The organism is Ruminococcus sp. 8Y-12 (assembly GCF_058119865.1).
Genome location: NZ_CM176623.1, coordinates 4,043,749 through 4,056,549, shown reverse-complemented (window position 1 = coordinate 4,056,549; position 12,801 = coordinate 4,043,749). Strand labels below are relative to the sequence as shown.

The window sequence follows — 12,801 nt, the reverse complement described above, 5'->3', positions numbered from 1 at the left end:
TTTGAAAGGGCATATGATTTGAAAACACGAAAGACTATTTATATACTGATCACTGCACTGTTTTTTCTTGGGCTTGCATTGCCGGCGTTTCGCACAGAGGCAGCAGCCGTGGAGGCAAAGGTATATAGCCGAAGCGGAAGCATAAAAGAGTACAACACGGTGGAGGAAGCGCTGTCCGCAGCCGGCTCCGGAGACAGGGTTGTTTTACAGAAAAATGCGGTTATTTCCTCTGATGCAGTGGTGAAAACCGGCGTGCTTTTGCTGCTCCCGGCAGGGAAGGATGATACCGTGGGGTATTATGATGGATACAACCCCAAAAATACGGGGACAGCTTCGACTCCCAAAAAGTACGTGACTTTGACGGTCTCGTCCGGAGCAACCCTGAATGTATCTGGAACTGTTTTGGTCAATGCAGTAACGGGTGTAAGGGTTAGCAGCTATTCCAATGGCTACGGGGTTTCCGGAGAATATTCCGAAATTAACCTGCAGGGGAAAATAGAAGTTGCCTCAGGGGGAATACTGGATGTATGCGGCGGTGTGAGTGGATCGGGCTCTATCAGAGCTTATGCAGGAGGAACGGTCAGGGATCTATTTGTGGTAAAGCACTGGCGGGGTGGAACTTATGCTTCTGTTGCAGTTACACCGCATTACATATTTCCATACAATGAATATGACATGCACAACATTCAGTCCCTGACCCGCATAGATTCCGGGGCATTTCTGGTGGGAAATGTGCGCATGTTTGCAGGCGGGGACTATTATGACACCAGATTCCCACAGATTGATAACTCAAACGGGCTTTACCGTCTGAGCGGCGGATATGCTCTCAAAATGTACAGTGGCGGAAGGGAAATTCTTCAGTTATTTGGGGGAGGCAAGTTTGCGAGCACCACTCTGGAGTTTATGGGACAGAAAAAGAGTACAGGAGCTTTCTTTTACCCAATTGATGGAGATTGTTCCATAGAACTGTACAACGGAACTTACACTTATAATAATTGGTATAAATATATGCCAGGGGCAAGAGTAACCGTGGCGTCCAGTGCAACACTCAGCGTTCCGTCCGGGAAAAAGGTGGCTTTTTATGACCAGACATTTAAAGATGCCTACACGGCGAACGGGACTGCATATCCTGCATCCAGAGGCCCGGCTTATCTGTATGTTTATGGAAAGGTCAATGTTAAGGGAGCTCTTGCTGGTATGATTGTTTCCTCTGATGTAAAAAAGGTGACACTTTCTTCCAATGCAAGCGGCCAGGTTACAACAACAGAATCAGGAAGTACCATAGGCTCTACGAAAGATTTTACATTTAATCTCAATGTGATGGAGACATCCGGTACTGACAGGCCGAATCCGATAGACCCGGATGATGACAATACAGGTGGAGGCTTCACAGATGTAAATACGCCGGTTTTCACAAAGCCTGCGGTTGTACAGAATTTAAGAAGCACCATGGTCTCCGGAAAATACATAAAGCTTACCTGGACGAAAGCATATAATGCGACCCAGTACTATGTGTACCGGGCGACATCCAAAAAAGGCAAGTATAAAAAGGTAAGTGAAACCAAGTCTCTAAGTTACACGGATAAGAAGGCAACCTTTGGAAGAGCTTATTATTACAAGGTGCGTGCAGTGAAGGTCAGCGGCAAGTCCAAGGTGACCAGTTCTGATTCAAGAGTGGTAGCCGGAAAAGTTGTTCCGCTCTCGCCGCGGACAGTGAAGAAAAGCACTGCGAAAAAGAGGGTGACCTTGAAATGGTCTGCTGTGAAAAAGGCATCAGGCTATCAGGTATACCGTTCTGTGAAAAAGAACAGCGGTTATAAAAAAGTTGCAGACATCAGAGGAAAGAGCTACACTGACAAGAAGGTGAAGAGCAGAAAGACCTATTATTACAAGGTAAGAGCCTATACAAAGATTAAAGGAAAAAAGGTATATGGAGATTACTCTAAAATAATTAGGGCTAAGGCAAAATAAGGAAGACATTTATGATGAAAAGAAAGATCCGGTTTGCAGCAGCGGCCCTAATGACCGTTTGCGCTGTTAGCATAACTGCTCAGGCCGGTGGAATAAATGCAGCGGAATCCAGTGTGATTTCAGCGGCCAGCGGCATGTTTGAGTATAAAGGAAAAACCTATGTGGCAAAGCCGGAGTATTTAAGCCAGGTGACGGCAAAGCTTTCAGAGGATGGTGTGGACCTGACAGAGGAACAGGCCTCCTCCCTGATTTCACAAATGAATGCCAGTGTAGGTGAGGGCGTAGCCCAGGGCTACCTCATGGAAGTGGGGAGTTCCAAGGAAGAACCGAAGCCAAAAGATAATGGGAAACTCGAACTGAAAGAAGGGGAAACCGGCAGTGGTACTGCGGATCCCGGCAGCCAGGGCAACACGGACAGTCAGTCTGAAGACGGAGCTTTTGCAGATAGTATTGACAACACCATTGAGACAGACAGCGAAGCCGAATATTACATGGGATATAACATCAAAGCGATAAATGAAAAGAAACCGGAGGAGAGGTCAGAGGAGGAAGAGGGTGCCTACCAGGAGTATATTGCAGAAAAAGCTGCGGAGAGGTTAGTTGAGTCTGGAATAGAAGAAGCATCTGGCGGGGAAAAAGCTAAGGAAGAAAAACTGTACCCCGAGTTATGGAAAATAGGTGGCATTTCGGCGGCATTTCTGATAATATGTATTCTGGCGGTCTTATTTATAAGAAATAGAATCCGCAAAGCCAGGGGCAGCAAGATTTTTAAAAGCCTAAATGGGGGACTCATTGATATTCACTCCCACATACTTTACGGAGTAGATGATGGCGCGGCGGATGAGGATGCATCCCTTAAGATCATTGAGAAAGCCTATGAACAGGGAGTGCGGAAGATGTTTGCCACACCTCATTACATAATTGGCCACAACCGGGTTCCGGCATGGGGCTTAAAAGAAACGTTCGCAAAACTCCAGGAAACGGTTCGGGAGCGCTTCAAAGATATGGAACTCTATCTGGGCAGTGAACTGCTGTACAGAGACGGTGTCATCGAGAAACTAAATCAGGGAAGAGTGTTGACTATGTCGGATTCCCGTTATGTTTTAGTGGAATATCGCGCCGACGAGTCCTACTCTTATATCTTGACTAGCATCATTCAGCTTCAAAGACACAGATACCGTCCCATCATAGCACATGTTGAGCGCTATCAGAGTGTGATGAGAGATCGAAAGCATTTGGAAGAGCTCAGAAGTGCAGGAGCTTTGCTTCAGATGAACTGTGGAAGTGTCAGACGGTATATGAAATACATTAAAACAGGGCTGATTGATTTTTTGGCAACCGACAGCCATGACCCGGACCGCCGGTCACCAAACATGGAGAAGGCAGCAAAAGAAATCTGCGCCAGTTGTGGGGAAGCGGTTTGCAGGCGTCTGCTAATCGAAAATGGCAGGCTTCTTATAAAAGATAATGAACAATAAAGAAAGGTATTATGTATGAAAACCAACCAGACCTATGAAGATGAGATAGAAATTGATTTAAAAGAACTGTTCTTAGTACTTCTGCATAAAATATGGGTGATTATATTGGCTATGGCAGTGTGTGCCGGAATAGCAGGAATATGGACCAAAACCATGATTACCCCTCAGTTTCAGTCTACCTCCATGCTCTATATTTTGAGCCAGTCAACAAGCATTACCTCCCTTGCAGATGTACAGCTGGGAACCCAGCTGACAAAGGATTATCAAGTTATGATCAACAGCCGTCCGGTGCTGGAGACCGTTATTGAGAATCTGGATTTGAATCTTTCCTACGAAGTGTTAAAAAGTAAAATATCCATAAGTAACCCAGTTGATACCCGCATCGTCTATATCACTGTGACGGACCCAAGTCCTACTATGGCCAAAGCCATCACAGATGAAATTGCAACGGTATCCGTGGCAAAAATTGCAGATATCATGAAGACGGATGAACCGAGCATTGCGGAAAAAGGACACGTGCCGGAAGTAAAGAGCAGTCCCAATACCACCAAGAACTGCCTAATGGCAGGACTTCTGGGCGCAGCGGCAGCAGCAGGTGCCATCATAGTACTGTTTCTGATGGATGACAGTATCCGCTCAGCCGATGACATTGAAAAGTTCCTGGGTCTCACAACCCTTGGAACCATTCCCTTGGAGGAACCGGTGGGCAGCAAGAAAAAGAGATGGTTTTCCAGAAAGAAAAAGTAGAGGGATAAACAATGAAAATTAATTTTGATAATATATCCACACTGGACTTTCAGTCCAGCGAGGCATACAAGACACTGAGGACTAACATCCAGTTCTGCGGTGAAGAAATAAAAGTAGTCAGCTTCACCAGCTGCCAGCCAAATGAAGGCAAGTCAGTTCTGATTTTTCGATTGTCTGTAACGATGGCAGAAACGGGAAAGAAGGTGCTTCTGATTGACGCGGATATCCGAAAATCTGTCATGGTGTCCAGATACCAGGCTGACCAAACCGGGAAAGGCTTGTCTGAGTATCTGACCGGACAGTGCAAGCTGGATGAGTGTGTACACAGTACAAATGTGGAGAATATGGATGTCCTTATGACCGGCCCGGTGGCCCCGAATCCCTCAGAGCTTCTGGGAAGCAGCAAGTTTCAGAGGATGATCATTTCTCTGCGGGAAAAGTATGACTACATATTTATTGACTGTCCACCCCTTGGAAGCGTCATTGATGCTGCAATAGTCTCCACCAATGTGGATGGCGCAGTCCTGGTTATTGAACATGCGGCGGACAGCTATAAATTTGTCCAGAAGGTAAAAGTTCAGCTTGAGAAGAGCGGATGTAAGATTCTGGGCGCAGTGCTCAATAAGGTGGACATGGAAGGCAAAGGATATTACCGGAAATACTATGGGAAACGGTATGGTAGTTATTATGGTATCTATTCCGGAAGAAACCACGGAGCATACAATGGAAAAGAGGAGCCCTCAAAAGAACAGAAATAAGCAGATTTAGTAGGAGTAGTGTGGGAATATGTATCGAAAAGCAAAAAGCAGCTGGTTAAAGCACTTAGATTTCATTTTATTGGATATTATGTGTATCGAACTGACTTTTTTCCTGGCCTATATGATACGGCATGGAGCTGTGGTACCTCTGTTGGGAGCTCCCTATACGCAGATGTGCGTGGTACTTGTCTTAATTGATTTCTGTGTGGTTTTCTTTGGAGAGAGCTATAAAGGGATACTGCAGAGAGGGTATTGGCGGGAGTTTCGGGCAGTGCTTCAGCATGTCACGACGGTGGTACTGTTTACATTTGCATATATGTTCCTGCTTCAGACTTCCAGCATGTTTTCAAGGTCTGTATTTATCATGACATGGCTGGGGGGGATTGCAGTCTGCTATGGGGCAAGAATAGGATTAAAGGCATTTGTACGCAAAAAGCTGATGGATAAAACCCGGCTACGGGTTGTTATTGCTGTGACCACAAAGAGATTAGCGAAGGAAACACTGGAGTCAGTTCGACGATATGTCTACCGGGACTACCGCATCATCGGCTTTGTCATCATGGATGAGGACATGACAGGAAAGTACATAGATGATGTTCCAGTGGTATCGGACAAGGAAGAAGCGCTGGAATATCTGCGAACGGAAGTGGTGGATGAGGTGTTTTTCAATCTGCCCAAGGAAATAGAACTGCCTCAGGACATCATGGACGGTTGTATTGCCATGGGTATTACCACCCATCTGAATCTGATGAAGATTTCGCAGATGGAGGGAAATAAAGTAATTGAGAAATTTGGCGATTACACAGTGATGACTACCAGTATTCACATGGCTTCCGACCGGCAGGTGCTGTTCAAGAGAGGTTTGGACATCTTAGGCGGTACCGTTGGCGTGATCCTGACATTTATTGCAGCCATTTTTGTGGCTCCGATTATCTACATACAGAGCCCTGGCCCAATCTTTTTTACGCAGACCAGGATCGGCAGAAACGGAAGGCCTTTCAAGATCTACAAGTTCCGCTCCATGTACATGGATGCGGAGGAGCGGAAAAAGGAACTGATGGATCAAAATGAGATGGAAGGTCTGATGTTTAAGATGAAGGATGATCCCAGGATTTTCCCTTTTGGCCACTTTCTGCGAAAGAGCAGTATTGATGAACTGCCTCAGTTCATCAATGTACTTAAAGGAGAGATGAGCCTGGTGGGAACCAGACCGCCCACAGTGGATGAATATGAGAAATACGAGATGGGGCATAAGAAGCGGCTCTCTATCAAACCGGGACTGACTGGAATGTGGCAGGTGAGCGGGAGGAGCAATATCACGGACTTTGAGGAAGTGGTGAAGTTGGATACGAAGTATATCCTGGAGTGGAATTTGGGATTGGATTTAAAGATACTGCTGAAAACGGTGCTGGTGGTTTTGGGTAAAGAGGGATCGAAGTAGGCAGCGGGGAGGAAACGAAATGCAGGCAACCTACAAAAAGATGAAAAACTTGTTTCTGAGGCAGAGCTATCTGGACTCCTGGGAGGACTATAAAAGGAGTCTCAGTAAAAGGAGCTTTATCCGATGGGATTATGTAATATTGACTGCTTCCAATGAGGAGCAGGCGGAGGCATACCGCCAGCAGATAGAAGGACGCATCGAGCTGGGTCTTCTGCCGGAGTCCACAAAGTATGTGGTACTTCCCGACCCGGATGGAAAAAGAGTGGGCTCCGGAGGGGCTACCTTCAATGTTTTGCGCTATATAGCGGAACAGGATGAGGAGAAAACGCAAGATCATTTTGCGGGGAAAAGAATTTTGGTCATTCACTCAGGTGGGGACAGCAAGAGAGTACCGCAGTATTCGGCATGCGGGAAATTATTCTCACCAGTCCCAAGAGAACTGCCCAACGGCAGAGCATCCACGCTGTTTGATGAGTTTATGATCGGCATGAGCGGAGTGGCAGGCAGGATTCCAGAGGGGATGCTGGTGTTGTCAGGGGATGTATTACTGTTATTTAATCCACTCCAAATCGACTTTCAGGTAAATGGAGCGGCTGCAATTTCAATCAAAGAACACGTGAGCACGGGCAAGAACCATGGCGTCTTTTTAAACGATGGTATGGATTATGTGAAGCGCTTTTTACATAAACAGACAGAAGAAGAACTGGGCCGGTCAGGTGCAGTAAACGAACAGGGATGCGTAGATCTGGACACTGGAGCCATTATCATGGATAGCAGGCTGCTGAACTTTCTCTTTTCGCTTATCAGTACAGATAACAGGCTGGATAAGGCCAAGTATGGAAGATATGTAAACGAAAAGGCAAGGATCAGCTTTTACGGGGACTTTCTCTATCCTCTGGCCAGTGAGTCCACGTTGGAGCAGTATTATAAGGAAGCTGCGGAGGGAAGTATCTGTGAGGAGCTTCTGGAGTGCAGGAAGGAACTGTGGGAGACATTGCATAGCTACAGTATGAAACTGCTGTGTCTGTCACCGGCGGAGTTTATTCACTTCGGGACAACGAGAGAGCTGACGGAACTGGTGGTCTCAGGCGTGGACAATTACGAGTTTCTGGACTGGAAACGTTTTGTCCTGACAAATATCAAAACAGAGATTCCATGTGCAGCGCACAATAGCCTGATTGAAGAGCGGGTCACGATTGAAGAAGGTGTCTATATTGAAGACAGCCTGGTGGGAGGAGACTGCTGCCTGCGAACAGGATGTGTGCTCTCAGGTGTCACGGTTCAGGAGTGTGAGGTGCCGGAAAATACGGTATTGCATGGCCTGTTTACAAAGGATGGAAGGTATGTAGTCCGCATCTATGGAAAAGAAGACAATCCCAAGGGCCTTTACAAGCAAAACACCTCTTTTTTGATGACGGGACTGAGAGATATGATTCTCAACCAGCATTTGTCAGAGGACGAGATATGGGAAGAGGGACAGGAAAAAAGCCTATGGAACGCAAAGCTCTACCCAGTGTGCAATTCCATGGAGGAAGCGGTATCTGAGGCATGGAATGTGTACCAGATCGCAGCAGGAAGAGCCTCCGACAAAAAGATCAGGGAGTGGATTGCAAAAGAACGGCTCAGCTTGTACAGCAGCTTTAACCAAGCGGATGCCATGGCTATTCTTCCGTGGAAACAAAAGCTGCGCAATCAGATTCTGGTAAAGAAATTTATGGAGAAGCTGGAGAGTGGAGCCTATTATCCGGAAGCCTTTCGGGTGTTTGGCGACAGCGGGATCAATGAAAAGCAGTTTCATATTTTGATGGACAGCGCGTCTAAGCTGCAATTGCGGCAAAAAATCAGAATTTACTATGCCATGTCTAGAGAGATGAAGCATTTTCGAAAATCCTTTGACGGGAAGACCTATGATGTGCTGGAGAGTATGTGTTTTGACTCCATTGCAGACTCCATTTATCAGAATGGGATGCAGAAAATCAAGAGCAGTGAAGATTACCAGATCGCAAAAGAGCGCGTGGAGGTGCGCCTTCCAGTACGTGTAAACTGGGGAGGAGGGTGGACAGATACCCCGCCACAGTGCAATGAAATGGGGGGAACTGTCCTAAATGCAGCGATCCGTCTCAGAGGAAAACTTCCAATCCATGTAACTGCGAGACGGCTTGAGGAGTATCATGTGGAATTTGCCAGCACGGATATAGGAGTGCAGGGGATTGCACGGACAGCAGAAGAGATTCAGGATTGCCACAATCCCTATGATTCCTTTGCACTGCATAAAGCGGCTCTGATTGCCTGCGGAATCGTTCCGGTAAAAGGAGCGTTTGATCTGGAGAAGAAATTGAGAGCTCTGGGAGGAGGCATCTATCTCTCAACTGAGGTGGAAAATGTACCCAAGGGGTCTGGTCTGGGGACAAGCAGTATCTTGGCGGGGGCCTGTGTAAAGGCCATCTACGAGCTTTTAGACCGTAAAATCAGCGACAGCGATCTGTACGATACGGTGCTCAGCATGGAGCAGATCATGAGTACCGGAGGCGGATGGCAGGACCAGGTCGGAGGCGTTACGCCGGGGATAAAGTTTATCACTTCCAAGCCAGGCATCTCGCAGAATCTTCAGGTGGAAAAGGTGATTCTGGAGCCCGAAACTCTTCAGGAGTTGAACGAGAGATTTGCGCTTATCTATACAGGTCAGAGAAGGCTGGCCAGAAATTTGCTCCGCGATGTCATCGGAGGGTATATAGGTAACAGACCGGAATCACTGAAGGCGCTGAGGGAAATGCAGAGAACTGCTGCTCTGATGAAGTTTGAGTTGGAGCGTGGAGATATAGATGCATTTGCAGAGTTGATGAATGAACACTGGAATCTGTCAAAAATGTTGGATGAAGGTACCACCAATACCTGCATTGACCAGATCTTCTTATCATGTGAGGACTTGATTGATGGTAGATTTATTGCAGGAGCAGGTGGCGGCGGATTTTTGCAGGTGATCTTGAAAAAAGGTATGACAAAAGAGCAGCTTCGGGAAAGACTGAGAGGCGTTTGGCAGGATAGTGGAGTGGATGTTTGGGATTGTGAGGTGGATGTGGGGTAGACATTTTTCGCGGGGTGTGGTATAGTAGGTGAGGATTCTTCTGCCTTTATAGGGAGGAGAAAGGAAATACCCCAAAAAAGAATGTTGGTTGGTGATGTGTCTATCCTAATGGCTAGGCTAAATTTTTGGTTGCATAATCGTGGGCTATGATGACCGGGGAAATCATCCTTTATTGCCGGAAAATGAGGTTTCGGGTACAGGTCTGGGGATAGTGATAAGAACATTTTCAAATGAAATGGAGAGGGCTTTCTCACGGGCTATGGGGTGGATGAGAGCATTTTTACATGAAATGGATGAGGCGAAAAACATGGATTTTTCCATTTCGGGTAGAGGTAGGGGAATAGTGATAAGTACATTTTGAACGTGAAATTGGGATGGGAGAAGATAAGAGGGAAACAGAAAAACGCCGTAATATCAAGGATTTTCAACAGATGATGTGGAGATTGCAAGGGGTCTACCCTAAAGAATCATAGTGGGGAATTGCAGAGAAAAAGGGGCGTATAACGCTCATTTGCAGTTAATGAACTATGGAAGAACCGAATTGTTGTTTTCAATAATTTAGCAGCAGACCTAGAGGTCTACCCTATGAATTTTGTTGAGGGTTTTTAGGCGTTTTATGAGGGTTTTGAAGCCGAATATGTACATTTCTGGGGCTGAAAAACCGACTGAAATGAGTATGAGCGTTTTTGGATAGACCTGTCGATGAAGTGATAAACACATTGAGGCTCAAGATAAAGAAAGCAGATTCCGCGCTGTGAGAATCAAAGCAAGATGATGACCACAGCGATTAAATATAGAAAGCATAATTAATTACCGGCGTGGTAGCTATGTATGACCTTGTCGGTGCAGACGAGGAGAAAGTATTATGAAGAATTGCATGATTGCAGTTGCGGGTACTGGCTATGTTGGCCTTTCGATTGCCACACTGCTGTCACAGCACCATAAAGTATACACTGTGGATATCATCCCGGAGAAAGTGGAACTCATTAATAATCGCAAGTCACCGATTCAGGATGAGTATATCGAAAAGTATCTGGCCGAGAAGAAGCTGGATTTGACTGCAACGCTGGACGCCAAACTCGCCTACAGCAATGCGGACTTTGTTGTTATTGCGGCTCCGACCAATTACGACAGCCAGAAGAATTTTTTTGACACATCTGCTGTCGAGACTGTGATTAAACTGGTCATGGAATATAACCCGAATGCGATTATGGTCATCAAGTCTACTATTCCGGTTGGATATACAAAGAAAATCCGTGAGAAAACTGGCAGTAAGAATATTATCTTTAGCCCTGAGTTTTTAAGAGAGTCAAAGGCTTTATATGATAACTTGTATCCCAGCCGCATCATTGTGGGCACGGATATGGAGGATGAGCGTCTGGTAGAAGTTGCACATGAATTTGCAGGTTTGCTACAGGAAGGTGCTATCAAGGAGAATATTGACACGCTGTTCATGGGCTTCACTGAGGCAGAGGCGGTTAAGCTGTTCGCTAATACATACCTTGCTCTCCGTGTGTCTTACTTCAACGAGCTGGACACCTATGCAGAGATGAAGGGGCTGAATCCCCAGCAGATCATTGACGGAGTATGCCTTGATCCTCGTATCGGTACTCATTATAACAATCCGTCCTTTGGTTACGGCGGCTACTGCCTGCCCAAAGACACCAAACAGCTTCTGGTAAACTATGAAGACGTGCCGGAGAATCTGATTGAGGCTATTGTTGAGAGCAATCGGACTAGGAAAGATTTCATTGCCGACCGGGTGCTGAAAGTGGCTGGTTATTACGGATATGAGGAAGATAACCAGTACAGCAAGAGCAAAGAGAAGCCCGCAACGGTTGGTGTATACCGGCTGACCATGAAGAGCAACAGCGATAACTTCCGTCATAGCAGTATCCAGGGTGTCATGAAGAGGATTAAAGCTAAGGGAGCGACTGTGGTGATCTATGAGCCGACTCTGGAAGATGGTAGTACGTTCTTTGGTAGCTTGGTGGTGAATGACTTGGAGAAGTTCAAGGCGATGAGCAATGCCATTATCGCCAACCGGTATGACAAGTGCCTGGATGATGTGAAAGAGAAAGTGTACACGAGGGACCTCTTTGGGCGGGACTGACACGGTAAAATATTAGGGAGAAACACATGAATATAAAGCAGATTGTTTATTGTATCACTGGTTTATCAAACCGGATTTATAACGCTTTGATAATGAAATATCGCCATGTAAAATACGGAAAGAATCTTAGAATAAACGGCCGTATTCATTGTGTTTCGAACACCGCTGATGGAATTGTTATTGGAGATGATGTCTCTATTAATTCAAGTTTAGAAAGTAATCCTATAGGCGGAGATACAAGGACGATTTTGTTTGCAAAAGGCAAAGGGAAGATTCGTATTGGGGACGGTTGTGGTATCTCAAACGCAACATTATTTGCGTGCGATTCGATAACGCTGGGTAGCCAGATTTTAGTGGGGGCGGGTACCAAGATATACGACACCGACTTCCACTGGCTGGATTTTGAAAAGCGAATGAGTGAACTGGGTGGAGCAACAAGCCCAGTAGTCATTAGGGACGGAGCGTTTATTGGTGCGCATTGCATTATCCTTAAAGGTGTAACCATCGGGGAGAAATCAATCGTAGGAGCTGGCTCTGTTGTAACAAAGTCTATACCAGATGGCGAAATATGGGCTGGAAATCCTGCAAAGTTTATAAGAAGGATAGAATGAGAATAGGTATATGAGAAAGTTATTAACACGAGTAAAGCAAGCTGTACATCGATACAAGGCGCGAAGATCTTGTTCATTCGAAGACAATGTCATAATCGATTCTTTTGACCGTTTCGAGGGAATGAATCGACTGACAATGGATGTAACATTTTTGACGAGTTTTATTGGAAATCGTTCGTTCATTAAAAATACAAAGATTGGTAGATATACATGTATCGCTACTGATGTCATGACGGTTGCAGGTAGCCATCCGACGTCGAAGTTTGTATCTATTCACCCGGCATTTTACTCAACGAGAAAGCAATCCGGATTTACCTATGTGAGTGAAGACAAATTCAGCGACTTCAGTTACATAGACAAGGATCAGAAGTTTACTGTAGTGATTGGTAACGATGTTTGGATTGGTTCGGGTGTAAAAATAATGGAGGGCGTTACGATTGGTGACGGGGCTGTGGTTGCTGCGGGAGCTATCGTAACAAAAGATGTGCCACCCTATGCAATTGTTGGTGGCGTTCCGGCAAAGATCATCGGGCATCGTTTTGATGAAGAAACGATTGAAAAGTTACTGGAAATGAAATGGTGGGAAAAAGACCAAGC

9 protein-coding genes and 1 pseudogene are annotated in these 12,801 nt (G+C 45.9%); all 10 read left to right on the top strand.

Going from position 1 to position 12,801, the window contains the following annotated elements; genetic code table 11:
- Nucleotides 1–18 precede the first annotated feature (18 nt).
- On the top strand, nt 19–1,971 hold the full coding sequence (locus AC0THY_RS16320; RefSeq protein ID WP_489991654.1) for a fibronectin type III domain-containing protein: 1,953 nt from the start codon (nt 19–21) through the stop codon (nt 1,969–1,971).
- A gap of 11 nt (nt 1,972–1,982) precedes the next feature.
- Nucleotides 1,983–3,449, top strand: a complete 1,467-nt coding sequence (locus AC0THY_RS16315; RefSeq protein WP_489991653.1) for a CpsB/CapC family capsule biosynthesis tyrosine phosphatase — start codon at nt 1,983–1,985, stop codon at nt 3,447–3,449.
- Nucleotides 3,450–3,464: 15 nt separating this feature from the next.
- Entirely contained in the window at nt 3,465–4,196 is a 732-nt protein-coding gene (locus AC0THY_RS16310; RefSeq protein ID WP_489991652.1) for a YveK family protein, read from the top strand.
- Nucleotides 4,197–4,207: 11 nt separating this feature from the next.
- On the top strand, nt 4,208–4,954 hold the full coding sequence (locus tag AC0THY_RS16305) for a polysaccharide biosynthesis tyrosine autokinase (protein WP_489991651.1): 747 nt from the start codon (nt 4,208–4,210) through the stop codon (nt 4,952–4,954).
- Nucleotides 4,955–4,982: 28 nt separating this feature from the next.
- A complete protein-coding gene (locus AC0THY_RS16300) occupies nt 4,983–6,395 on the top strand; it encodes a sugar transferase (protein ID WP_489991650.1) in 1,413 nt (470 codons plus the stop codon).
- Nucleotides 6,396–6,414: 19 nt separating this feature from the next.
- Complete coding sequence (locus AC0THY_RS16295) at nt 6,415–9,480, top strand: fucose pyrophosphorylase domain-containing protein (protein ID WP_489991649.1); 3,066 nt, start codon at nt 6,415–6,417, stop codon at nt 9,478–9,480.
- A gap of 139 nt (nt 9,481–9,619) precedes the next feature.
- Nucleotides 9,620–9,841 carry a hypothetical protein gene (locus AC0THY_RS16290; protein WP_489991648.1) on the top strand — a complete coding sequence of 74 codons (222 nt, stop codon included), beginning with the start codon at nt 9,620–9,622 and terminating at the stop codon, nt 9,839–9,841.
- A 504-nt stretch (nt 9,842–10,345) separates the two neighbouring features.
- A complete protein-coding gene (locus AC0THY_RS16285) occupies nt 10,346–11,593 on the top strand; it encodes a nucleotide sugar dehydrogenase (RefSeq protein WP_489991647.1) in 1,248 nt (415 codons plus the stop codon).
- A 26-nt stretch (nt 11,594–11,619) separates the two neighbouring features.
- Nucleotides 11,620–12,204, top strand: coding sequence for an acyltransferase (locus AC0THY_RS16280; RefSeq protein WP_489991646.1), 585 nt, complete (start codon nt 11,620–11,622; stop codon nt 12,202–12,204).
- A gap of 379 nt (nt 12,205–12,583) precedes the next feature.
- A pseudogene (locus tag AC0THY_RS16275) lies at nt 12,584–12,787 on the top strand (CatB-related O-acetyltransferase); the annotation flags it as partial.
- Nucleotides 12,788–12,801 lie beyond the last annotated feature (14 nt).

Excerpts from the sequence above, each read along its gene's own strand:
- AC0THY_RS16315 (WP_489991653.1), top strand. The coding sequence starts at position 1,983 with ATGATGAAAAGAAAGATCCGGTTTGCAGCAGCGGCCCTAATGACCGTT.
- AC0THY_RS16310 (WP_489991652.1), top strand. The coding sequence starts at position 3,465 with ATGAAAACCAACCAGACCTATGAAGATGAGATAGAAATTGATTTAAAA.
- AC0THY_RS16305 (WP_489991651.1), top strand. The coding sequence starts at position 4,208 with ATGAAAATTAATTTTGATAATATATCCACACTGGACTTTCAGTCCAGC.
- AC0THY_RS16300 (WP_489991650.1), top strand. The coding sequence starts at position 4,983 with ATGTATCGAAAAGCAAAAAGCAGCTGGTTAAAGCACTTAGATTTCATT.
- AC0THY_RS16295 (WP_489991649.1), top strand. The coding sequence starts at position 6,415 with ATGCAGGCAACCTACAAAAAGATGAAAAACTTGTTTCTGAGGCAGAGC.
- AC0THY_RS16285 (WP_489991647.1), top strand. The coding sequence starts at position 10,346 with ATGAAGAATTGCATGATTGCAGTTGCGGGTACTGGCTATGTTGGCCTT.
- AC0THY_RS16280 (WP_489991646.1), top strand. The coding sequence starts at position 11,620 with ATGAATATAAAGCAGATTGTTTATTGTATCACTGGTTTATCAAACCGG.